The organism is Streptomyces malaysiensis subsp. samsunensis, from assembly GCF_024519315.1.
In the GTDB taxonomy this organism is placed as follows: domain Bacteria; phylum Actinomycetota; class Actinomycetes; order Streptomycetales; family Streptomycetaceae; genus Streptomyces; species Streptomyces malaysiensis.
This window is the reverse complement of sequence record NZ_JANIIC010000006.1, coordinates 111,882-135,348: the sequence shown is the minus strand read 5'-3', so window position 1 is coordinate 135,348 and position 23,467 is coordinate 111,882. Positions and strand designations below refer to the sequence as shown.

The following is a 23,467-nucleotide window of genomic DNA, read 5'->3' as shown; positions in this document are numbered from 1 at the left end:
CAGAGCCGCACTCACTTCACACAACGGACACCGACGGCACCCGGTTCCTCCTCCCGCCGTCATCCTGTACTCTCGGGCGGCCCGGCCTTGACTAGTCAAATTTGAGGAACGCTCAGCGCTGTGACACCACCCTCCGCGGCAACACCCTCCGACATCGCCGAACTCTGCCGCTGCACCGCGGTCTTCCTTCCCGGCGACCCGGCACGCACCGGCCGCATCGCCTTCTGGCGGCCGGACGGCGCGCCCCCTTCCGGCCCCGCCACCGGCTCCGCCGAGGAGCTGACGGTCGTCGTCCCGGTGGACGATCCCGACGGCGGCCCCACCCCCACCGACATCGACACACGTACCGTACGAGCGCTCGTGCTCCCCCTGGCCGAGGCGCTGCCGGTGCTCACCCGGGCCCGGGTGCGGGCCGCACAGGCAGGGCCCGGGCAGTGCGACCCCGCCACGGCCTTCTGGGGCGCCGCCGCCGTACTCGCCCTCCAACTCGCGGCCCGCGGAAGGCTGCTGCCCGGGCTCACCGCCACCGACCACGACGCCTGGCGCGTCGGCCCGCTCACCCCCGACGATCTGACGCGGGTGCGCGAGCTGGCCGCCGCCATGCCGCCCACCGCGCACGCGACCCCGCTGCCCGCCTCCGGCCCGGTGCTGCTGCCCGAGCCCGAGCGGCAGCTGCGCGCGTTCCTGGACGCTGTGGCGGACGGGCTGCCGCGCTCGCCCGCCGCAGCGCTGGCCGCGGGCGGCCCCGCCTTCGCCGCCACCGCGCCACGGCGGCTGCCCGAACAGCGCGCCTGGGCCGCCGACGTGGCCGCCGGGCACGACGCGGGGGTGCGGGTCTCGGTCCGTATCGAGCTGCTGTACGGCGGCGGTGGGGACGGTAAGGCGGACGGGCCGAGCTTCCGTGCCGTACTCCAGCTGCACAGCCTCACCGACCCGGCGCTGGTCGCGGACGCCGCCGACGTCTGGGCGGGCACCTCGCCCATCGCCCCGGCCCTCGGACCGCGCGCCCGTATGGACGCGCTGCTGACCCTGCGGCGCGCGGTCCGCGCCTGGGCGCCGCTCACCCCACTGCTGTCGGCCGCCGTGCCCGACGCCCTCGACCTCACCGACGAGGAGGTGGCCGAGCTGCTCGGCCCGGCGGCCGGGGCGCTGGACGCCGCCGGGGTCCAGGTGCACTGGCCCAGGGAGCTGGCCCGCGGGCTCACCGCCCGCGCCGTCATCGGCCCGGACGACGACGAGGCCCAGGACGACACCGGACCCCGGTTCCCCGCCTTTCTCTCCGCCGACGCGCTGCTGCGCTTCAGCTGGCGGTTCGCCGTGGGCGACCAGGAGCTCACCCGCGCCGAGCTCGACCGGCTCGCCGAGGCCAGCCGGCCGGTGGTGCGGCTGCGCGACCAATGGGTCCTCCTCGACCCCGAGGCGGCGCGCCGCGCCCGGGAGCGTCATGACCGTAAGCTCACCCCCGCCGCCGCCCTCGGTGCCATCCTTACCGGTCGCACGGAGGCGGATGGCACCGATGTGGAGGTGCGGCCCACCGGCTGGCTGGAGGCCCTGCGGGACCAGCTCGCCGACCCCGAGGGGACCGGTGGCGCCGGGCGGCCGCCCGTGCCCCAGCCCGCCGCTCTGGCCGCCACACTGCGCGACTACCAGCTGCGCGGCCTGGACTGGCTGGTCCGTATGACCTCGATCGGCCTCGGCGGCTGTCTCGCCGACGACATGGGGCTCGGCAAGACCATCACCCTGATCGCCCTCCATCTGCACCGTATGGACGTCCCCGAAGCCTCCGGGCCCACGCTGGTGGTCTGCCCCACCTCGCTGATGGGCAATTGGCGGCGCGAGATCGAGCGGTTCGCGCCGGGCACCCCGGTGCGCCGCTACCACGGCACCGCGCGCAGCCTGGACGGCCTCGCGGACGGCGAGTTCGTCCTCACCACCTACGGCACGATGCGGCTCGACGCACAGCGGCTGGCCGAGGCCGGGCCGTGGGGCATGGTGGTCGCGGACGAGGCGCAGCATGTGAAGAACCCGTTCTCGGCGACGGCGAGGCAGCTGCGCACCATCGGCGCGAAGGCCCGCGTGGCGCTCTCCGGGACCCCCATCGAGAACAACCTCTCGGAGCTGTGGGCGATCCTCGACTGGACCACTCCGGGAGTGCTGGGCACCCACGGGGCGTTCCGCACGCGCTACGCCCAGGCGGTGGAGAGCGGAAGCGACCCCGAGGCCGCCGCGCGGCTGGCGAAACTGGTCCGCCCCTTCCTGCTCCGGCGCCGCAAGTCCGACCCCGGAATCGCCCCCGAGCTGCCGCCGAAGACCGAGACGGACCGGGCGGTGGCGCTCACCAAGGAGCAGGCCGGGCTCTACGAGGCGGTGGTGCGCGAGATCCTCGCCGAGATCTCCGGCACCGGCGGTCTCGCCCGGCGCGGGCTCATCGTCAAGCTCCTCACCGGTCTGAAGCAGATCTGCAACCACCCGGCGCAGTACCTGAAGGAGGACCGGCCGGTGATCCCCGGGCGCTCCGGCAAGCTGGAGCTGCTCGACGAGCTGCTGGACACCATCCTGGCCGAGGGCGCCGCCGTCCTTGTCTTCACCCAGTACGTCCGGATGGCGCGCATCCTCGAGGGCCATCTGGCCGCGCGCGGGGTGCCGGCCCAACTGCTGCACGGCGGTACGCCGGTGGCGCGGCGCGAGGAGATGGTGCGGCGCTTCCAGGACGGCGAGGTCCCGGTGTTCCTGCTGTCCCTGAAGGCGGCGGGTACGGGGCTCAACCTCACCCGGGCCGGGCATGTCGTGCACTACGACCGCTGGTGGAACCCGGCCGTCGAGGCGCAGGCCACCGACCGCGCGTACCGCATCGGCCAGACCCAGCCGGTGCAGGTCCACCGCATCATCGCGGAGGGGACCGTGGAGGACCGTATCGCCGCGATGCTGACGCGCAAGCGGGAGCTGGCGGACGCCGTGCTCGGCTCCGGCGAGGGGGCGCTGACCGAACTGACCGATGCCGAACTGGCGGAGCTCGTGGAGCTGAGGGGGAGCGAACGATGAGCCGTGCCGAGTACATCGACGACGAACCGTACGGGGACGACGGCCCCGGAGACCCCGGCTCCGACGACGGCCGCCACGCCGACTGGGCCGCCGGCGACGGCGCGCGTCCCGAGCGCACCTTCGCCGCCCTGCCGCCCGCCCGCGGCCGCGGCTTCGCCCGCACCTGGTGGGGCCAGGAGTGGCTGAAGGCCCTGGAGGACACGGCGCTGGACGGGGAGCAGCTGAGGCGCGGCCGTAAGCAGGCGCGCGAGGGAGCGGTGGGCGCGGTGTGCGTACGTCCGGGCCGGATCACCGCCGTGGTGCGGGACCGCGACCGCACGCCCTACCGGTCCGATGTGCTGCTGCGCGAGTTCACCGGGGCGGAGTGGGAGCGGCTGCTGGAGGTCGTCGTGGACCGCTCCGGCCATATCGCCGCCCTGCTGGACCGCGACATGCCCCCGCAGCTGGCCGAGGACGCCGCGGCCGTGGGCGTCGAACTGCTGCCGGGGATCGGCGATCTGGAGCCGGAGTGCGGCTGTGAGGCGTGGGACCACTGCACGCACACCGCCGCGCTCTGCTACCAGCTCGCCCGGCTGCTGGACGAGGACCCGTATGTGCTGCTCCTGATGCGTGGCCGCGGGGAGCGTGAGCTGCTGGACGAGCTCCAGGTGCGCAGCGCGGCGCGGGCCGCCCGGCACCTTCCGAGGACGGCGGAGGACGCCGCTCCCCCGGTTCCCGAGGGCGTACCGGCGCGGGAGGCGTTCGCCGCGCCCGGTCCGCCGCCGCTGCCCGCGCCCCCGCCCGCCGTCGCCGCGCCCGGCCGTCCCCCGGCGCTGGCGGGCGGCACGGACCCGGCCGAGGGGCTGGACGTCGCCGCGCTGGAGTTCCTGGCGGCGGACGCCGCCGTACGCGCCCAGCGACTGCTGGCCGAGGCGCTCGCGCCAGGCCACGCCACCACCCCGGTCCCGGCCGCGCTGACGGTGTGGGAGGACACGGTGCGGCTGACCGCCGCCGGTCCCCCGGGCCCGATCGCCTCGCGGCTCGCGGCGGGCTGCGGGCGCGACCGCACCGATCTGGCGCGCGCCGTCCGGGCCTGGGAGCACGGCGGGGCCGCCGCGCTCACCGTCCTGGAGGACGAGTGGACGCCGGACGCGGAGGCCCTCGCGCGGGCCCGCGCCCAGCTCGCGGCCGCCTGGGAGGAGGACGAACGGGCGCCCCGGCTGCGCGCCACCGGGAACCGCTGGACGGTGGTGGGCGCCGATCTCCAGGTGCGCTACGGCCGCGACGGCCGCTGGTGGCCGTACCGCAGGGAACGCGGCCGCTGGTGGCCGGCGGGCCCGGCCGGACACGACCCGGCGGGGGCGCTGGCGATGCCCGGCCCGGAGAGCTGACGCGGCGCACGGCCGGTGGCGGCGTCCCCTCCGCCACCGGCCACGGGCGAGGAGGAGCGACCCGGCGCCGCCCGTAGGAAGCGGGCCCACCCGTAAGGAGCGGGCCCCGCCGTAAGGGCAACGCGGGACCGCCGTGAGGACAGCGAAGGACCGCCGTGAGGGCAACGCAGGGCCGCCGTAAGGGCAACGCGGGACCGCCGTGAGGGAGGAGCGGGGTCAGGGCCGCGAGTCCGCCTCGGCCGTACCTCTTCCGGCCTCCCACGCGGCGGCGACGGCGGACGAGCCGGGAGATCCAGCCTCGGTGAAGGCCGCCGGGCGGCAACCTTTGACCGGGCCGTGGAGACCGTAAGGCGTCAATCCCTCGGCACGCCTCCACGGGACGGAGTCACCGACCATGACCCTCAGCCCACGGCGCCCCCGGCGGCGCCCCGCTCCGCTCATCGGCTCCCTGGCTCTGGCCACCGGTGTCGGGCTCGCCGCCGCCCCGGCCGCCGACTGGCCCGGCGACGGCGGCCGGGCCCATGCCGCCACGCCCACGGCCGCGGCGGCCACCCTCGTGGTGGCCAAGGACGGCAGCGGGAACTACACCACCGTGCAGGCGGCCGTCGACGCGGTACCGGCGAACAACCCGTCCGCCGTCACCATCTCCATCAAGCCCGGTACCTACCGCGAGACGGTGAAGGTACCCGCCAACAAGCCGCATATCCGACTGGCGGGCACCACGAGCGGCAAGAACGACGTGACCATCGTCTACAACAACGCCTCCGGCACCCCCAAGCCCGGCGGCGGCACCTACGGCACCAGCGGCAGCGCGACCGTGGCCGTCGAGGCCGATGACTTCCAGGCCCGCAACCTGCAATTCGTGAACGACTTCAACGAGGCCGGCAGCGGCATCACCGACAAGCAGGCGGTCGCGCTGCGCACCGCGGGCGACCGGATCGTCCTGGACAACATCGGGGCGGTCGGGGACCAGGACACCCTGCTGCTCGACTCGGCGGGCAAGGACAAGGTCGGCCGGGTATACATCAACAACGCCTGGATCCAGGGGAACGTCGACTTCATCTTCGGCCGTGCCTCCGCCGTCATCGACAAGTCGGCGATCCGGCTCGTCAAGCGCTACGACGGCAGTTCCGGCGGCTATGTCGCGGCGCCCTCCACGGCCGCCGGGAAGAAGGGGTTCCTATTCATCAACAGCAACATCACCGGGGATGTCAGCAGCCGGTCGTGCTACCTCGGCCGTCCCTGGCACGCGGGCGGCGACGCCAGCCTCGATCCGCAGGCGATCGTTCGCAATACGGATCTGTCAGCGGCGATCAAGACCACGCCATGGACAGACATGAGCGGTTTCTCCTGGAAGGACGACCGCTTCGCGGAGTACAAGAACACCGGCGCCGGTTCCGGTGCGGCGAGCGCCGACCGGCCGCAGCTGACCGGCGCCCAGGCCGCGGACTACGAGATCGCCGACTGGCTCGGCGGCTGGCAGCCGTCGTCCTGAGCGGCCAGGAGCCGGAGCCTCGAGGAGCCGGGCGCTGAACCCCGGGCGGCCGGAGCCGGAGCCCTGACCACCCGGGAGCCGGAGCCCTGACCACCCGGGAGCCGGAGCCCTGACCACCCGGGAGCCGGAGCTCTGGGCGGCCGGGACCCGGAGTCCGGAGCCGGTGAGCCCCAGCCGTCGGCCCCGTCGGGGGCGGGACCGACGGCCGGACTCCGGTCAGCCGCGCGCGGCGAGCAGATGGTCCATGGCGAGCTGGTCGAGGCGCTCGAAGGCCATACCGCGCTCCGCGGCCGCCTCGACGTCGAAGTCCTCGAAGGCGGTGCGGTCCGCGAGCAGCGCCGCCGGGGTCTCGCCCTCGTCGAGGGTCGGCCGGCCCAGCTGGTCCAGGCGCGAGGCGCGCAGCGCCTCCTGGACCTCGGGGTCGGCGCGGAAGGCGGCCGCGCGCTCCTTGAGGATGAGGTAGTTGCGCATGCAGCCCGCCGCCGAGGCCCAGACGCCCGAGATGTCCTCGGTGCGCGGGGGCTTGAAGTCGAAGTGGCGCGGACCCTCGTAGCCACCGGTCTCCAGCAGGTCGACCAGCCAGAAGGCGGCCCGTAGATCGCCGGCGCCGAACCGCAGGTCCTGGTCGTACTTGATGCCGTTCTGGCCGTTGAGGTCGATATGGAAGAGCTTGCCCGCCCACAGCGCCTGCGCGATGCCGTGCGGGAAGTTCAGCCCGGCCATCTGCTCGTGGCCGACCTCCGGGTTGACCCCGTACAGCTCGGGCCGCTCCAGCCGCTCGATGAAGGCCAGGGCGTGGCCGACGGTCGGCAGCAGGATGTCGCCGCGCGGCTCGTTGGGCTTGGGCTCGATGGCGAAGCGCAGATCGTAGCCCTGCTCGGTGACATAGGCGCCGAGCAGGTCGAACGCCTCCTTCATCCGGTCGAGCGCGGCGCGCACGTCCTTGGCGCCGCCGGACTCCGCGCCCTCGCGGCCGCCCCAGGCCACATAGGTCTGGGCGCCCAGCTCGACGGCGAGGTCGATGTTGCGCATGGTCTTGCGCAGCGCGTAGCGGCGCACATCGCGGTCGTTGGCGGTGAAGCCGCCGTCCTTGAAGACCGGATGGGTGAAGAGGTTGGTGGTGGCCATGGGCACGCGCATACCGGTGGCGTCCAGGGCCTGGCGGAAGCGCTTGATATGCGATTCGCGCTCGGTCTCGGAGGCCCCGAAGGGGATGAGGTCGTCGTCGTGGAAGGTGACGCCGTACGCGCCGAGCTCGGCGAGCCGGGTCACGGACTCCACGGGGTCGAGCGCGGGGCGGGTGGCGTCCCCGAACGGGTCCCGACCCTGCCAGCCGACGGTCCACAGTCCGAAGGTGAACCTGTCCTCGGGGGTGGGGTTGTAGCTCATGGCGGCTCCTCGCCTATTTCGTCATGGCACTTTACAAATTAGTATGCGCGAGCATTCGGGGGAAGCCCTGTTTCACCCGCACACCGCACGACCCATGGACGCAAGGGAGAGCGCGAGATGGCAGCAGCAGCCGTACCCGTGCCACAAGGACCACTCGTCGTCGGCGTGGACAGCTCCACGCAATCGACCAAGGCGCTCGTCGTCGACTCCGCGACCGGCGAGGTCGTCGCCCGCGGGCAGGCCCCGCACACCGTCGGCGGCGGCAGCGACGGCACCGGCAAGGAGTCCGTCCCCGAGCAGTGGTGGGAGGCGCTGACCGAGGCGCTGCGCCAATGCGGGACCCCGGCCCGGGAGGCGGCCGCGATCTCCGTGGGCGGCCAGCAGCACGGCCTGGTCACCCTGGACGCCGCGGGCCGCTCGGTGCGGCCCGCCCTGCTGTGGAACGACGTGCGCTCCGCGCCGCAGCGCGACCGGCTCATCGAGGAGCTGGGCGGCCCGAAGGCATGGGCGGAGCGGGTGGGCAGCGTGCCCGCGCCCGCCTTCACCGTCACCAAATGGGCCTGGCTCAGGGAGAACGAGCCGGAGGCGGCCCGGGCCACCGCGGCCGTCCGGCTCCCCCACGACTACCTCACCGAGCGGCTCACCGGCTACGGCACCACCGACCGCGGCGACGCCTCGGGCACCGGCTGGTGGGCCTCGGGCACCGAGTCCTACGACGAGGAGATCCTGGACCGGGTCGGGCTCTCCCCCGAGCTGCTGCCGCGTGTGCTGCGCCACGGCGAGGCCGCCGGGACCGTACGGGAGCTGCCCGATCTACCGCTGCCCACCGGCGCCCTGGTGGCCACCGGCACGGGCGACAACATGGCGGCCGCCCTGGGGCTCGGCCTGCGCCCGGGGCAGCCGGTGCTCAGCCTGGGCACCTCCGGCACCGTCTACGCGGTCTCGGCCCACCGGCCCACCGACCCCACCGGGGTGGTCGCGGGGTTCGCCGACACGCGCGACGCCTGGCTGCCGCTGGCGTGCACCCTCAACTGCACGCTCGCGGTCGACCGGATCGCGACGCTGCTGGGCCGCGACCGCGAGGCGGTGGAGCCGGGCGGCTCGGCCGTGCTGCTGCCGTTCCTCGACGGCGAGCGCACCCCCCATCTGCCGCACGCCTCGGGGCTGCTGCACGGTCTGCGGCACGACACCACACCGGGGCAGGTGCTCCAGGCCGCCTACGACGGCGCCGTCTTCGCCCTGCTCACCGCGCTGGACCAGGTACTGGACGCGGACGCCGCGCCCGACGCCCCGCTGCTGCTCATCGGCGGCGGCGCCAAGGGCACGGCGTGGCGGGAGACGGTCCGGCGGCTGAGCGGACGCCCGGTGCGGGTGCCCCGGGCCGAGGAACTGGTCGCCCTCGGCGCCGCCGCGCAGGCCGCGGGGCTGGCGCTGGGCGAGGACCCGGCGGCGGTGGCACGGCGCTGGTCGACCGCCGAAGGGCCGTCCTACGGTCCGGTGCCCCGCGACGAGGCGGCGATGGAGCGGCACTCCCAGGTGCTGGCGAGCGCGGACGGCCTGCTCCGCCACTCCTGAGCGCCGTACGGCGGCGGCCGGGCGCATCCGTGTCGTACCGGCCGCACCGATGTCGTACCAGCCGCCCGGTGTCGTACCGGCCCGGCACAATGAGCGGATCGGCCGATCGGCCGATCGGACGAGAGGCGGCGAATTCAGGTGGCAGCGCCACTGCCCAACACCCAGCAGGCGATGCGACGGCGCAATCTCTCCCTCGTGCTGCACGCCGTGGCCGCCCACGGCCCGCTGTCCCGTGCGTCGGTGGCGGCCCGGGTGGGGCTCACCCGGGCCGCCGTCTCCACACTCGTCGACGAGCTGATCCGGGACGGGCTGCTGGTCGAGCTGGGCCCCTCCCGGCCCGGCACGGTCGGCCGCCCCGGCAGCGCCTTGCAGCTCAACGAGCACGGTCCGGCCGGACTGGGCGCGGAGATCGGGGTGGACCATCTCGCGGTGTGCGCGGTGGACCTCGCCGGGCGGGTCCGGGCCCGTACGGAGGCCGCGTCGGCGAACCGTGACTGTGCGCCGGCCCCGGTGCTCACCCAGCTCTCCGCCCTGGTCCGGCAGGTCGCGGCGGAGGCGGAGCTGGGCGGGCTGCGGCCGGTGGGGCTCGCGGTGGCGGTGCCCGGTCTGGTGGCGCGGGACTCGTCGCTGGTCGTGCGCGCCCCCAACCTGGGCTGGGAGGGGGTGGACATCGGCCCCGAGCTGCGCGCGGCGCTGCCCGGTCTGCCGGTGACCGTCGACAACGAGGCGAATCTGGGCGCGCTGGCCGAGCTGTGGCGGGGCGGCCATGAACCGGCGCCCCAGGACTTCATGCATGTCTCGGCCGAGATCGGCATCGGCGCCGCGGTCGTGCTCGACGGACAACTGCTGCGCGGCACCCATGGTTTCGCGGGCGAGCTGGGCCATGTCCCGGTGCGCCCCGAGGGGCCCGAGTGCGCCTGCGGCGGCCGCGGCTGTCTCGAGCAGTACGCGGGCGAGGAGGCGGTGCTGCGGGCGAGCGGACTGTCCCCCGAGGAGGCCGCGGCCGAGCACCCGGGCCCCGGCGGCCGTATCGCCGTGCTGGCCGTGCGGGCGGCGATCGGCGATCAGCCCACGCGGCGTGCGCTGCGCGACGCGGGCGCGGCGCTCGGGATCGCCCTCGCGGGCGCGGTGAACCTCCTGGACCCGGAGAAGGTGGTGCTCGGCGGCGCGCTGACCCCGCTGGCGCCCTGGCTGCTGCCCGCCCTGGAGCGGGAGTTGGGCCGCCGGGTGGCCGACCCGGCCCGTCCGGGCAGCGGGGCGGTGACCGTCTCCCGGCTCGGCGCGGACGGTCCGCTCCTGGGCGCGGCCAACTCGGTGGTGCAGGCGGTCCTCGACGATCCGGCGGGGTTCAGGGACCCCGCCGGGGCCGCGGAGCCGCCCGGGATCAGAGGAAGCGATGCATGATGTGCAGCCCCACATAGCCCTTCGTGGGGTGGTCGAAGCCCTTGGGGACGGTGCCGATGACCTCGAAGCCGAGTGAGCGCCATAGGGCCACCGCCCGGGTGTTGCTCTCCACCACGGCGTTGAACTGCATCGCCGTGTAGCCCTCGGCGCGCGCCCACTCCAGGGCATGCTCGCCCAGGGCCCGGCCCACACCGCGCCCGCCGTGCTCGGGGGCCACCATGAAACTGGCCCCCGCGATATGCGCGGCGGGCCCCATGTGGTTGGGGTTCATCTTGGCCGAGCCGAGGACCGCGCCGTCGGGGTCGGTGGCGACGACGGTACGGCTCGGGGGCTCGAGCATCCAGATGTCGCGGGCCCGGTCCTCGTCCAGGTCGCGGGGGTAGCTGTAGGTCTCGCCTGCGGCGACGACTCGGCGCAGGAAGGCCCAGATGGCGGGCCAGTCCTCGGCGGTGGCGGTCCTGATGAGCATGCGGGCCAGCTTGGCGGTCGGGGCGGCGGCACGCGAGCGGTTTTCCCCGCGCCCCGCCGCCCCCGGCCGCCGCCCGGCCGCCGCCCCGCGCGGCGTCAGTGGGCCGCGCGCAGGAACGCCTCCAGCCCCGCCAGGTCGTCGGTGTTGAGGTAGTCCACGTCGGCGGCCAGGAGCTCACGCCACAGGGCGTCGCGCTCCGGTCCGGCCACGTCCGGGGTGGCCCAGAAACGCACGGTCTGCCGGGCGTCGTGTGCGGAGGCGACGAGGCGGTGCAGCGTCTCGCGCTCCGCCCGCGGTATCGGACCGGCCCCCGTCCAGGTGAAGCTCTTGGTCCAGTCGGCGCTGATGAGCGGGATGAACGAGGCCGGCACACCCGACCCCAGATCCTCCAGACGCCCGTCGTAGAAGGCGTGGCGCACCTTCTCGGCCTCCATGGGGGCCCGCGCGCCGCGGTCGCCGGAGATGACGGCCGTCACCGGGCCGCGGCGCACCCGGCCGCCGACCCCGCCGTAGGCGGCGCTGAACAGGGGGCCGTAGCGGCGCAGCCGCTTGGTCAGCTCCAGGTAGGTGGGCTCCCCGGCGGTCTTGATGTCGATCAGCAGTTGCAGCGACAGGTCGTAACCGCGGTAGACCCGGCCACCGTTGGCCTTCACCCGCCGGGCCAGCGGGTCGAGGTAGAGCGACTCCAGGGTGCGGGTGGGGTCGAGATCGGTGGCGTCGTGCGCGACCAGCAACTGGCCGTCCACCAGCCAGATGTCGGCCTCGACGCTGCCGAAGCCGTGGGAGAGCGCGTCGAGGAGCGGGCGGGGGTGCTCGTAGTCGTTGTGGGCGTGGGCTCTGGCCAGCGGCCGCTTCGGCTTCGAGCCGTCCTTCGCCACGTCGCGCGAGGCGGAGGTGTTGCCGAGCGATACGGATGTGCTGGCGAACGCGGGCGCGGCCGCGCCGCCCGCGAGAGCGGCTCCGAGGGCGACGACAAAGGCACGGCGTGTACGGCGGACCATGGGGCCTCCCGGCTCTCGTCCCGGCGCGGTGCCGGATACGCACGATGACGCTGTGAGTATCGGGCTGCCGGACGCCCAAAAGGCAGTGCTGTGCGAAGAGTTCCACGGGTGGTCCCCGGCCATTTCCTCGCCGTTCCCGAGGTGCCGGGGCGGTGGCCGCGGCGCTTGCCCACGAGGGGTGCCGGGCGGATGCGCGGACACCGGGTGAACGGGCGGGGCCACGGCACCCGTCGGCCCGCGGCGCATTCGAAGGGTTTACCCGTCCGCGGCGGTCGGCATAACCATCGCCCGGGCACTCTTTTGAGTGAATGCACCACCCAAAGTCCGCTGATAGCTTGGCAGTTGCTCGGGCGGAATTTCTCCTCGAGGTCCGTTACAGGGATGGGTGAGCATTCACGATGACGACGTCCGTTGAACCGGGTTCCGGTACCGAAATTTCGCAGCCGCCATTGAGTCTCGGCACGGCGGCCGCGCGGAATCTGGCGACGACGACCAAATCCGTTCCGCAAATGCAGGGCGTCACCTCCCGGTGGCTGCTGCGCATGCTGCCGTGGGTGCAGGTTCCGGGCGGTTCCTACCGGGTGAACCGCCGGGCGTCCCACACCCTCGGCGACGGCCGGGTGGAGTTCACCACCACCGGGTCCGCGGTGCGGGTCATCCCGGTCGAGCTGCGCGAGCTGCCGCTGCTGCGCGGTTTCGAGGACACCGCGGTGCTGGGGGCCCTGGCGGACCGCTTCGCCCAGCGGGAGTTCGCGCCCGGCGATGTGCTGGTGGAGGCCGGGCGCCCGGCCGATGAGCTCCTCCTCATCGCCCACGGCAAGGTCGACAAGGTGACCGAGGGCGCCTTCGACGAGCCCTCGGTGGTCGGCTCGGCCGCCGGAGGCGACCACATCGGCGAGCCGGAGCTGACCGCCGCCGAGGCGGGCGCCTGGGGCTTCACGGTCAAGGCCGTGACGTCCTGCACGGTGCTTGCCCTGCCCCGGCGGGAGTTCGAGGAGCAGCTGGACCGCTCACCGGGGCTGCGGGCGCATGTGGAGGGGGTGCGCTCGGCGCCGGAGACCGAGCGGAACGAGCACGGGGAGTCGGCCATCGCGCTGGCCTCGGGCCACTCGGGCGAGCCGGTCCTGCCGGGCACCTTCGCGGAGTACGAACTGGCGCCGCGCGAGTACGAGCTGAGCGTGGCCCAGACCGTACTGCGCGTCCACACCCGCGTCGCCGACCTCTACAACGAACCCATGAACCAGGTCGAGCAGCAACTCCGCCTCACCATCGAAGCACTGCGCGAACGCCAGGAGCACGAGCTCATCAACAACCCCGGGATCGGCCTGCTGCACAACGCCGACCTCTCCCAGCGCATCCACACCCGCGGCGGACCCCCGACCCCCGACGACCTCGACGCGCTGCTGGCCACCGTGTGGAAGGACCCGGGGCTGATCCTGGCGCATCCGCGCGCCATCGCGGCGATCGGCCGCGAGTTCAACAGCCGTGGCATCTCCCCGCAGCCCGCGGAGGTGAACGGGCACGCGATCCCGGCCTGGCGGGGCGTGCCCATCTTCCCGTGCAACAAGATTCCGGTGACCCGCAGCGGGGTGAGCTCGATTCTCGTGCTGCGCACCGGGGAGGAGAACCAGGGGGTCATCGGACTGCACCGCACCGGAATTCCCGACGAATACCAGCCGAGCCTCTCGGTGCGGTTCATGGGAATCAGCGAGCGGGCCATCATCTCGTATCTCGTCAGCGCCTACTATTCCGCGGCTGTGCTCGTCCCGGACGCGCTCGGAATTCTGGAGAACGTGGAAATCGGGCTCTGACATCCGCCGGACCTGGCCCATGGCCTTCGCATACCTTCCCGAAGATCTACCGAAATGAGTGATGAGCACATATGACCACCTCCGTGGAGTCCGGTGAGCAGCCGCTGAGTCTGGGCACGGCCGCCGCACGGAATCTGGCGACCACCACCAAGTCCGTTCCGCAGATGCAGGCCATCTCCTCCCGGTGGCTGCTGCGCGTCCTCCCCTGGGTCCAGGTGTCGGCCGGTACGTACCGGGTGAACCGCCGGCTGACGTACACGGTCGGGGACGGGCGGGTGGAGTTCATCACCACCGGATCACAGGTGCGGGTCATCCCGCCGGAGCTGGGCGAGCTGCCGGCGCTGCGCGGCTTCGGGGACACCGCCGTGCTGGAATCGCTGGCCGACGGCTGTGTCCAGCGCGAGTACGCGCCCGGGGATGTGCTGGTGGAGGCCGGGCGCCCGGCCGACCAGGTGTATCTGATCGCCCATGGCAAGGTCCGTCAGATCGCCCCCGGCGCCTATGACGAGGGCAGCACGATGGCGGTGCTGGCCGACGGGGAGTACTTCGGCGACGCGGTCCTGACCGGTCCGGAGGGCTCCTGGGAGTTCACCGTCCGGGCCGTCACCCGGACCACGGTGCTCACCCTCCCCCGCCGCGTCGTCCAGGAGGCCGCCGACCGCTCCGCGTCGCTGCGCGACCATCTCCAGGGGCTCTCCGAGCGGACCGCGCCCGCTCAGAACCGGCGCGGTGAGGCCGATATCGCCGTCGCGTCCGGCCACTCGGGCGAGCCGGTGCTGCCGGGCACCTTCGTGGACTACGAACTGGCTCCGCGCGAATACGAGCTGAGCGTGGCCCAGACCGTACTGCGCGTCCACACCCGCGTCGCCGACCTCTACAACGAACCCATGAACCAGGTCGAACAGCAACTCCGCCTCACCATCGAAGCACTGCGCGAACGGCAAGAGCACGAGCTCATCAACAACCCCGAATTCGGCCTGCTGCACAACGCCGACCTCTCCCAGCGCATCCACACCCGCAGCGGACCCCCCACCCCCGACGACCTGGACGAGCTGCTGACACGGCGCCGCAAGACCCAGTACCTACTGGCGCATCCGCGCACCATCGCCGCGTTCGGGCGCGAGTGCAGCGACCGTGGTCTGTATCCGCAGGGCGTCGAGGTGGCCGGGGTCGCGGTGCGGGCGTGGCGCGGGGTTCCGCTGCTGCCCTGCAACAAGATCCCGGTCAGCGAGTCCGGCACCAGCTCCATCCTGGCGATGCGCACCGGGGAGGAGAGCCAGGGGGTCATCGGTCTGCATCAGACCGGTATCCCGGATGAGTACGAGCCCAGTCTGAACGTCCGGTTCATGGGCATCAACGAGCAGGCCGTGACGTCCTATCTGGTCTCCGCCTACTACTCGGCGGCGATTTTGGTGCCCGACGCGCTCGGTGTGCTGGAGGACGTCGAGATCGGCCGCTGAGACCGGCCAGGGCGCCACTGAGCCCGGCCGGGACAAGGACCGGTCACCGCGGGCGTGGTTCAGGGACGGACGCTGCTGACCACGTCCGCGGTGGCTGCGAGCCCCTCGGAGATGGTGGGCGCCACGCTGCTGCTCGCCAGGTAGAAGCCCAGCGTCACACAGACCAAGGCGTGCGAGATGCGCAGCCCGCCGCTGCGGAGAAAGACCACCGCGAGGATCAGAAGCAGCAGGACCACGGAGATGGAAATGGCCATGGGGAGCCTCCTCGGCCACTACGGAGCATCGGAATCCGGCCGTCAGTGTGGCCCAGAATCGCTCCTTGACCGTCACCACCTGGTGCTCCATACGGGTGCCGATCTGCTGTGCGGTTACTCCCCTGCGGTCGCCCCTCCGCGATGAGCGGGCGCGGCGAACCCTCTCCGACATCGCGTCGGCCCCCGTTCCGCGATCACGTCGCCGATGATCGCGGAGCGGGGGCGGTTCGGCGGGCTCGGCGGACCCGGCCCGTGAGTCGGTGAGGGCGACCCGTCAACCAGTGGGCGTGGCCGTCAGCCCGCAGGGGCGGCCAGGTCCACCAGCCCGGCGAGCGCCTGCCGGTGGCGGCCGGGGGTGCCCAGCGCGATCTCATCGGCCTTGGCCCGCTTGAGATACAGATGCGCCGGGTGCTCCCAGGTCATGCCGATGCCGCCGTGCAGCTGGACGCACTCCTCGGCCGCGCGCACCGCCACCTCGGCGCAGTGCGCCTGGGCCACGGCCACCGCGACCGGTGTGTCCGGGCTGTCCGTGGCCAGTGCGTCGGCCGCGTACCGGGCGGTGGCGCGGGCCGAGACCAAGTCCAGCCACAGCGCGGCCATACGGTGCTTGAGCGCCTGGAACGAGCCGATGGGGCGCCCGAACTGATGGCGCTCCTTGGTGTGGCGGACCGTCTCGGTCAGACACCATTCGGCCACGCCCAGTTGCTCGGAGGCGAGCAGCCCGGCGCCGGTCAGCAGGGCCCGGCCGATGGCCGCCGCGGCCCGGTCGGGCCCGGCCAGCCGGCGGGCGGGCGCACCGGTGAGGGTCACCGCGGCGAGTGGGCGGGTGAGGTCGAGCGAGGTGAGGGGTTCGACGGTGACGCTGGTCTCGGCGGTCTCCACGGCGTACAGCCCGTATCCGTCCGCGCCGGTGGCGGGGACGAGCAGCACATCGGCGCCCGCCGCGCCCGCCACACCGGTGACCTGGCCGCTGAGCGTTCCGTCGCCATCGGCCCGTACGGTCGCGGCGGGCGCGCCGGGGGCACCGGCCGCGGTGGACAGCGGCACCGCGAGGGCGCCCACCGAGCGGCCCTCGGCGAGCGCGCCGAGCAGCCGGGCCACGGCCTCCTGGTCGGTGTCGCAGCCGAGCAGCGCACCGGCGGCGAGGACCGCGCTGGTGAGGTAGGGCACCGGGGCGACGGCGCGGCCGAGCTCCTCCATCACGACCGCCGCCTCGCGCGCGGTGGCGCCCTGGCCGCCCAGCTTGTCCGGCACCAGCAGCCCCGCGGTGCCCATCTCGGTGCCCAGCGCACGCCACAGCGCGATGTCGTGGGCCCGGCCGCTCTCGGCCTCGGAGAGCACCGAGGCGGGCGGGCAGCGGTCGGTGAGCAGCGACCGTACGGCCGCGCGCAGATCGTCCTCCGCCTCGGAGTAGAGCAGGTCCGGGGTGCTCATCGGGGCAGGTCCTTCCACGGGACGTCCTTGTCGGTGCGGGGCTCGGGCGGCAGGCCCAGGACGCGTTCGGCGATGATGTTGAGCAGCACCTCAGAGGTGCCGCCCTCGATGGAGTTGCCCTTGGCGCGCAGATAGCGGTAGCCGGCCTCGCGCCCGGTGAAGTCCACCAGTTCGGGGCGGCGCAGCGTCCAGTCGTCGTAGAGCAGCCCCTCTTCGCCCAGCAGCTCGACCTCCAGCGCGCTGATGTGCTGGTTGAGGCGGGCGAAGGCGAGTTTCATGGCCGAGCCCTCGGGGCCTGGCTGGCCGACCGCGAGCTGCCGGCGCAGCCGCTCGCCCGCGAGCCGGGCCGCCTCGGACTCCGTCCACAGCCGCAGCAGCCGCTGGTGGAGGTCGTGGGTGCGCAGTTCGGGCCGCTCCCGCCAGACGCCGGCGACCAGGCCGATCATGCCGCCCTCGCGGGGGATCCGGCCGCCGCCGATGGCGACCCGCTCGTTCATCAGGGTGGTCTGGGCAACACGCCAGCCCTCACCGATCCCACCGAGCCGCCGGCTGTCGGGGATCCGCACACCGGTGAGGAAGACCTCGTTGAACTCCGCCTCGCCGGTGATCTGGCGCAGGGGCCGCACCTCGACGCCGGGGTCGGTCATATCGCAGATGAAGTAGCTGATGCCACGGTGTTTGGGCTGGTCGGGGTCGGTGCGGGCGATGAGGATGGCCCAGCGGGCGAGATGGGCGCTGGACGTCCAGACCTTCTGCCCGTCGACCACCCAGTCGTCGCCGTCGCGCACGGCCCGGGTGGCCAGGGCCGCGAGGTCGGATCCGGCGCCGGGCTCGCTGAACAGCTGGCACCACACCTCCTCGCCGGTCCACAGCGGGCGCAGCAGCCGCTGCCGCTGCTCGTCGGTGCCGAAGCCGAGGATGGTGGGGGCTGCCATGCCCAGGCCGATGCCGATGCGGCGCGGGTCGTTGTCGGGCGCGCCCGCGGCCTCCAGTTCGGCGTCGACGACGGCCTGGAGTGAGCGCGGGGCGTCCAGGCCGCCGAGTCCGGCCGGGTAGTGCACCCAGGCGAGCCCGGCGTCGAAGCGGGCGCGCAGGAAGTCCAGGCGGTCGGTGGTGGCGGGCGGGTGGGCGTCGAGGAGCTCACGGACGCGGCGGCGCAGCTCGTCGGCGTCCACAGTGGCGTGGTGACCGGTGGTGCTCATCGGGCCGCTCCGTCGGCCTGCCCGGGGACGACCACCACACGGCCGGTGGTCACGCCGTCGGCGACGCGCTGTACGGCCTCGGCCGCACCCGTCATCGGTACGCGCTCGCTGACCAGCGGTTTGACGGTGCCCTGCGCGGCCAGCTTGGTCAGCTCCTCGTGGCAGGCGCGGATCGCGGCCGGGTCGTGGGTGTTGTACAGGCCCCAGTGGAGGCCGAGGATGGCGTAGTTCTTGACCAGGGCGTGGTTGAGGGCGGCCTGAGGGATGACGCCGCTGGCGAAGCCGACGACCACGATGCGGCCCTCGAAGGCGACGCACCGGACGGACTTGACGAAGGCGTCGCCGCCAACCGGGTCGTAGACGACGTCCGCGCCGCGTCCGCCGGTGGCCTCCTTGACGGCCGCCACGATGTCGTCGGCGCGCCGGTCGAGCACGAGGTCACAGCCCAGCTCGCGGGCGACCCGGGCCTTGTCCTCGCCGCCGACGACGCCGATCACGGTCGCCCCGGCCGCCTTGCCGAGCTGGACGGCGGCGCTGCCGACCCCGCCCGCGGCGGCGTGCACCAGGAGCGTCTCGCCGGACTGGAGGCGGGCCCTGCGGTGCAGGGCGAACCAGGCGGTCTGGTAGCCGATGTGCAGCGCGGCGGCCTCGGCGTCGTCCAGGGTGTCGGGCGCGGGCAGCGCGGCGTCCGCCGCCACGGGCACCAGCTCGGCGAAACCGCCCGCCGGGAGCATGGGCGTGGCCAGGACCCGGGAGCCCAGCTCGCCCTCGGCGCCCTCGCCCACGGCGACGACCTCGCCGCACACCTCGACGCCGGGGGTGAACGGCAGGGGCGGCCGCACCTGGTACTGGCCGCGGCACAGCAGGGCGTCGGGGAAGTTGACGTTGACGGCCCGGACCCGCAGGAGAAGCTGTCCCGGTCCCGCCTCGGGGTCCGGCACCTCGTCGAGGCGCATGACCTCACCCGGCTCGCCATTGTCGTGCACTCGCCATGCCTGCATCCGGTGGCCTCCACAAACGGATCGTCGGGACGCGGTACCCGCGCCGGATCGAACATACTAACCAGTCGGTACGACAAGGGGAACCGTCGCCGCCGTCAGCCATCCTGACCTGCCCGTCCGGCGGTGGATGAACTCCTGTGCAACTCTGGACGCACCCTTGAGCCCGGCGCGTCGGCAGGTAAAGAGTGGACGGCGACATATCGACTCGTTTCCCAGCGAGTCGTTGCCGGAACGGGACGGGAGATGACGACTGTGCCCGACAACAAGGCGCTCAGCGAGGCCGAGATGGAGGCCAGGCTGCACGGCATCTGTTTCAAGACCGGGCCGCCTCGCCGCACCGGCGTCGAGCTCGAATGGTTCCTGTACGACCCGCACGACCCCGCACGACCCATCGAGGCGGCCCGGCTCGAAGCCGCGGTCACCGCCCTGCGCGGACTGCCACTGCGGTCCGCCATCACTTTCGAACCCGGCGGCCAGGTGGAGCTCAGCTCCCTTCCGGCCGACTCCCTCACCGCGTGTGTGGAGTCCGCCGCCGCCGATCTCGTTCTCGTACGTTCCCTCCTCACCGGGCTCGGTCTCGGCCTCGCCGGTCATGGACACAACCCCTGGCACCCACCGAGACGGTTCCTCACCACGCCCCGGTACGAGTGCATGGAGACCTACTTCGACCGCCGGGGACCGGCCGGGCGCTCCATGATGTGCAGCACCGCCTCGGTGCAGGTCTGCGTGGACGCGGGGCATGAGGAGCCCGGACCGCTCGGCATGGCACGGCGCTGGCGGCTGGCCCATCTGCTGGGCGCGGTGCTGACCGCCGCGTTCGCCAACTCACCGCTGCGCCAGGGCCGTCCCACGGGCTACCGCTCCACCCGGCAGGCGCTGTGGACGGCGATGGACCCCGGCCGCACCCATGCCCCGGCCGACGGCGGGGATCCCCGCACGGCCTGGGCCCACTACGTGCTGGACGCGCCCGTGATGGCCATCCGGGACGAGGAGGCGCCCTGGACGGTGCCGTTCGGGGTGACCTTCCGCCAATGGGCCCGGACGGGGCTGCCCCGGCCACCCACCCACGACGACCTCGACTTCCACGTCTCCACGCTCTTTCCCCCCGTGCGCCCGCGCGGCCATCTGGAACTGCGCATGATCGACGCGCAGAGCGGTGACGACGGATGGATCGTGCCCCTCGCCGTGACGGTCGCGCTCTTCGACGACGCCCAGGCTGCCGAAACGGTATATCGCGTGGTGAAGCCGCTCGGCGAGACGGCGGGCGCGCGCCCCGCACCGGGCAATCCGCTGTGGCGCGCCGCGGCCCGCCACGGGCTGGCCGACCCCGAGCTGCGCACCGCCGCCGTCAGCTGCTTCACCACGGCGCTGGAGGCGCTGCCCCGTATCGGCGCCTCCCCCGCCATCACCGCCGCCGTCGCCGCCTTCACCGACCGCTATGTGGTCCGCGGCCGGTGTCCCGCCGACGATCTGCTCGCTCCTCTCACCGGTAAGGAGGGACGGTCATGACAGCCCCCGATTCCGAGCTCACCATCGATCCCGAGGCCCTGCGCCTGCGCGCCGAGAAGGCGCTGCGCACCGCGCGCGACCGCACCCACACGCTCACCTCGTGCGTGGACGAGCACGACCTCACCGCCCAGCACTCCCCGCTGATGTCCCCGCTGGTCTGGGATCTGGCGCATATCGGCAACCAGGAGGAGCAGTGGCTGCTGCGCGCGGTCGGCGGACGTGACGCCCTGCGCCCGGAGATCGACTCGATCTACGACGCCTTCGAGCATCCGCGCGCCGAGCGGCCCACCCTGCCGCTGCTGGCGCCCGCCGAGGCCCGCGGCTATGTGCACGAGGTGCGCGGCCGGGTGCTGGACATCCTGGAGCGGATCGAGCTGCGCGGCGCCCCGCTGGTCGACGCGGGCTTCGCCTTCGGCATGATCGCGCAGCATGAGCAGCAGCACGACGAGACGATGCTGATCACCCACCAGCTGCGCCGGGGACCCGCCGCGCTCACCGCCCCGCCGCCGCCCGGCCCGGCGGACGGCGAGACGCTGCCCGAGGAGGTGCTGATACCGGGCGGCCCGTTCACCATGGGCACCTCGACCGAGCCATGGGCCCTGGACAACGAGCGGCCCGCGCACCACCGGCTGGTCCCGGCCTTCCACATCGACACCACGCCGGTGACCAACGGCGCGTATCTGCGGTTCATCGAGGACGGCGGCTACACCGAGCGGCGCTGGTGGACGGCCGAGGGCTGGGCGTACATCCAGGAGCACGGCCTCGCCGCGCCGCTGTTCTGGCGGCGCGAAGGCGGACAGTGGCTGCGGCGGCGGTTCGGGGTGACGGAGCCGGTGCCGTCCGAGGAGCCGGTGGTGCATGTGAGCTGGTACGAGGCGGACGCCTACGCCCGCTGGGCGGGGCGGCGGCTGCCGACCGAGGAGGAGTGGGAGAAGGCCGCCCGCCACGACCCTGAGAGCGGCCGGTCCCGGCGCTATCCGTGGGGCGACGCCGATCCCACCCCCGACCGGGCCAACCTCGGCCAGCGCCATCTGCGGCCCGCACCGGCCGGAAGCTATCCGCTCGGCGCCTCCCCGCTGGGGGTGCGGCAGCTGATCGGCGATGTGTGGGAGTGGACCGCGAGCGACTTCCTGCCGTACCCGGGGTTCCGTGCCTTCCCGTACCGCGAGTACTCGGAAGTCTTCTTCGGCCCGTCGCACAAGGTGCTGCGCGGCGGCTCCTTCGCGGTGGCCGAGGTCGCCTGCCGGGGCACGTTCCGCAACTGGGACCTGCCGGTCCGGCGCCAGATCTTCTCCGGTTTCCGCACCGCCCGGGACGCGTCCTGATGTGCCGGCATCTGGCGTACCTCGGGCCGCCGGTCCCCATCGGCGACGTGGTCATGGCGCCCCCGCACAGCCTGTTCCGGCAGTCGTGGGCGCCCCGGCGGCAGGCGCACGGCACGGTCAACGCCGACGGGTTCGGCGTCGGCTGGTACGCACCGGGCGACCCGGTGCCCGCGCGCTACCGCCGCGCCGGGCCCATCTGGGGCGATCTGTCGTTCGCCGACCTCGCCCGCGTGGTGCGGACCGGGGCGCTGATGGCCGCCGTACGGGACGCCACCGAGGCGAGCGCGGACGGCGAGGCGGGGGCCTCGCCGTTCGCCTCCGGGACATGGCTGTTCAGCCACAACGGGGCGATCCGCGACTGGCCGCACTCGGTCGCGGACCTCGCCGCCGCACTGCCGCCGGCGGATCTGCTCGGCCTGGAGGCGCGGTGCGACTCGGCGTTCGTCTGGGCGCTGTTGCTGCACCGGCTGCGGCTTGGCCACGAGCCCGCGGAGGCGCTGGCCGGGACCGTCGAGCGGTTCGCCGGCGCCTCCCCCGGCTCCCGGCTCAACCTGCTGCTCATGGACGGGGAGACCATCGCCGCCACCGCCTGGGGCGACACGCTGTGGTACCTGGCCGAACCGGACCGGGGCGTGGTGGTCGCCTCCGAACCGTACGACCAGGACCCGGGCTGGACGGAGGTCCCCGACCGCACCCTGCTCACCGCCACCCGCACCGATGTACTGCTCACCGCACTCAAGGAGGCTTCCCGTTGAGCCCCTTCACCGTCACCCGCACCCTGCCCGCCGATGCCACCACGGCCGCGCTGCGCGCCGATGTGGCCGACGGGCTGACCAGCACCCCCAAACAGCTTCCGCCCAAGTGGTTCTACGACGCCCGGGGAAGCGCGCTGTTCGAGGAGATCACCCGGCTGCCCGAGTACTACCCGACCCGCGCCGAGCGGGAGATCCTCGTCGCCCGCGCGGCGGAGATCGCCCACGCCACCGGGGCCCGCACCCTCGTCGAACTGGGCTCCGGCTCCTCCGAGAAGACGCGCCACCTGATCCGGGCGCTGCCGGATCTGCGCGTCTACGTACCCGTCGACGTGAGCGAGAGCGCGCTGGAGCTGGCCGGGCAGGCCCTGCTGGCCGAACATCCACGGCTGACGGTGCACGCGCTGGTGGCCGACTTCATGAACGGGCTGGCACTGCCCGACGACACCCCGGGGCCGAGGCTGCTGGCCTTCCTCGGCGGCACGATCGGCAATCTGCTCCCGGCGGAGCGGGCGGCATTCTTCGCCTCGGTGAGCGAGCTGCTCGCGCCAGGCGACGCGCTGCTGCTCGGCACCGACCTGGTCAAGGACGAGGCCACCCTGGTCGCGGCCTACGACGACGTCCAGGGGGTCACCGCGGCGTTCAACAAGAACGTGCTGACGGTGCTCGACCGTGAGCTGGGCGCCGACCTCGACCCCTCCGATTTCGACCATGTGGCGGTGTGGAACGCCGAGGAGGAGTGGATCGAGATGCGGCTGAGGGCCCGTAAGGACCTCACCGCGAAGATCCCGGCCATGGATCTCGCGGTCCATTTCACCGCCGGGGAGGAGGTCCGTACGGAGGTGTCCGCCAAGTTCCGGGAGGAGAAGGTGCGGGCCGAACTGGCCGCCGCGGGAATGGAGTCGCGGCGCTGGTGGACCGATGCGGAGGGCCGCTTCGCGGTGTCGCTCGCCGTGCGCCGGTAATACTCGGCG

General features: G+C 73.4%; 17 protein-coding genes and 1 pseudogene. 11 read left to right on the top strand and 7 right to left on the bottom strand.

The window, feature by feature from the left end; genetic code table 11:
• Window positions 1-120: 120 nt before the first annotated feature.
• The 3 genes and pseudogenes from NQU54_RS07670 to NQU54_RS07660 all read left to right on the top strand — a co-directional run.
• Complete coding sequence (locus tag NQU54_RS07670; protein WP_257630390.1) at window positions 121-3,042, top strand: SCO1167/SCO6262 family helicase; 2,922 nt, start codon at window positions 121-123, stop codon at window positions 3,040-3,042.
• A complete protein-coding gene (locus NQU54_RS07665; RefSeq protein ID WP_257630389.1) occupies window positions 3,039-4,412 on the top strand; it encodes an SWIM zinc finger family protein in 1,374 nt (457 codons plus the stop codon). Before NQU54_RS07670 ends, NQU54_RS07665 begins: the two co-directional genes overlap by 4 nt.
• Before the next feature lie 508 nt (window positions 4,413-4,920).
• Window positions 4,921-5,907 (top strand): annotated as a pseudogene (locus NQU54_RS07660) (pectinesterase family protein); the annotation flags it as partial.
• A gap of 216 nt (window positions 5,908-6,123) precedes the next feature.
• Here NQU54_RS07660 and xylA read toward each other — a convergent pair.
• Window positions 6,124-7,296: a xylose isomerase gene (gene xylA / locus NQU54_RS07655; RefSeq protein ID WP_257630387.1), complete on the bottom strand. Its 1,173-nt coding sequence runs from the start codon at window positions 7,294-7,296 to the stop codon at window positions 6,124-6,126.
• 117 nt (window positions 7,297-7,413) lie between these two features.
• On the opposite strand from xylA, the gene xylB reads away from it, so the two are divergent.
• Entirely contained in the window at window positions 7,414-8,871 is a 1,458-nt protein-coding gene (gene xylB, locus NQU54_RS07650; protein ID WP_257630386.1) for a xylulokinase, read from the top strand.
• Window positions 8,872-9,042: 171 nt separating this feature from the next.
• Window positions 9,043-10,275, top strand: coding sequence for an ROK family transcriptional regulator (locus tag NQU54_RS07645; RefSeq protein ID WP_257630482.1), 1,233 nt, complete (start codon window positions 9,043-9,045; stop codon window positions 10,273-10,275).
• Here NQU54_RS07645 and NQU54_RS07640 read toward each other — a convergent pair.
• On the bottom strand, window positions 10,256-10,744 hold the full coding sequence (locus NQU54_RS07640; protein WP_257630385.1) for a GNAT family N-acetyltransferase: 489 nt from the start codon (window positions 10,742-10,744) through the stop codon (window positions 10,256-10,258). The genes NQU54_RS07645 and NQU54_RS07640 overlap by 20 nt on opposite strands.
• A gap of 95 nt (window positions 10,745-10,839) precedes the next feature.
• Window positions 10,840-11,745, bottom strand: a complete 906-nt coding sequence (locus NQU54_RS07635) for a phosphatidylinositol-specific phospholipase C/glycerophosphodiester phosphodiesterase family protein (protein WP_257630384.1) — start codon at window positions 11,743-11,745, stop codon at window positions 10,840-10,842.
• Between the two features lie 398 nt (window positions 11,746-12,143).
• On the opposite strand from NQU54_RS07635, the gene NQU54_RS07630 reads away from it, so the two are divergent.
• Window positions 12,144-13,556: a family 2B encapsulin nanocompartment shell protein gene (locus NQU54_RS07630; RefSeq protein ID WP_257630383.1), complete on the top strand. Its 1,413-nt coding sequence runs from the start codon at window positions 12,144-12,146 to the stop codon at window positions 13,554-13,556.
• A 71-nt stretch (window positions 13,557-13,627) separates the two neighbouring features.
• Window positions 13,628-15,016 (top strand): family 2B encapsulin nanocompartment shell protein, encoded by a 1,389-nt coding sequence (locus NQU54_RS07625; protein WP_257630382.1) that lies wholly within the window; start codon window positions 13,628-13,630, stop codon window positions 15,014-15,016.
• 59 nt (window positions 15,017-15,075) lie between these two features.
• Here the strand turns inward: NQU54_RS07625 and NQU54_RS07620 are convergent, their stop codons facing one another.
• From NQU54_RS07620 to NQU54_RS07605, 4 genes are all read right to left on the bottom strand, one after another.
• Window positions 15,076-15,270, bottom strand: coding sequence for a hypothetical protein (locus NQU54_RS07620; protein WP_069860708.1), 195 nt, complete (start codon window positions 15,268-15,270; stop codon window positions 15,076-15,078).
• A 294-nt stretch (window positions 15,271-15,564) separates the two neighbouring features.
• The gene (locus NQU54_RS07615; protein ID WP_257630381.1) at window positions 15,565-16,704 is read right to left on the bottom strand and encodes an acyl-CoA dehydrogenase family protein; all 1,140 of its coding nucleotides are present in this window, start codon (window positions 16,702-16,704) and stop codon (window positions 15,565-15,567) included.
• Window positions 16,701-17,906, bottom strand: a complete 1,206-nt coding sequence (locus tag NQU54_RS07610; protein WP_257630380.1) for an acyl-CoA dehydrogenase family protein — start codon at window positions 17,904-17,906, stop codon at window positions 16,701-16,703. Before NQU54_RS07610 ends, NQU54_RS07615 begins: the two co-directional genes overlap by 4 nt.
• A complete protein-coding gene (locus NQU54_RS07605) occupies window positions 17,903-18,907 on the bottom strand; it encodes an NADPH:quinone oxidoreductase family protein (RefSeq protein ID WP_257630379.1) in 1,005 nt (334 codons plus the stop codon). The genes NQU54_RS07610 and NQU54_RS07605 overlap by 4 nt, the downstream gene beginning before the upstream one ends.
• Window positions 18,908-19,150: 243 nt before the next feature.
• Between NQU54_RS07605 and egtA the strand changes: the two genes are divergently transcribed.
• Genes egtA through egtD form a run of 4 tightly spaced genes read left to right on the top strand, consistent with a single transcriptional unit; the run spans window position 19,151 to window position 23,458 of the window.
• Complete coding sequence (gene egtA / locus NQU54_RS07600; protein WP_069860704.1) at window positions 19,151-20,416, top strand: ergothioneine biosynthesis glutamate--cysteine ligase EgtA; 1,266 nt, start codon at window positions 19,151-19,153, stop codon at window positions 20,414-20,416.
• Window positions 20,413-21,741, top strand: coding sequence for an ergothioneine biosynthesis protein EgtB (gene egtB, locus NQU54_RS07595; protein WP_257630378.1), 1,329 nt, complete (start codon window positions 20,413-20,415; stop codon window positions 21,739-21,741). Before egtA ends, egtB begins: the two co-directional genes overlap by 4 nt.
• The gene (gene egtC / locus NQU54_RS07590) at window positions 21,741-22,496 is read left to right on the top strand and encodes an ergothioneine biosynthesis protein EgtC (protein WP_257630377.1); all 756 of its coding nucleotides are present in this window, start codon (window positions 21,741-21,743) and stop codon (window positions 22,494-22,496) included. The genes egtB and egtC overlap by 1 nt, the downstream gene beginning before the upstream one ends.
• Window positions 22,493-23,458, top strand: a complete 966-nt coding sequence (egtD, locus tag NQU54_RS07585) for an L-histidine N(alpha)-methyltransferase (protein WP_257630376.1) — start codon at window positions 22,493-22,495, stop codon at window positions 23,456-23,458. The genes egtC and egtD overlap by 4 nt, the downstream gene beginning before the upstream one ends.
• The last annotated feature ends 9 nt before the right edge of the window (window positions 23,459-23,467 follow it).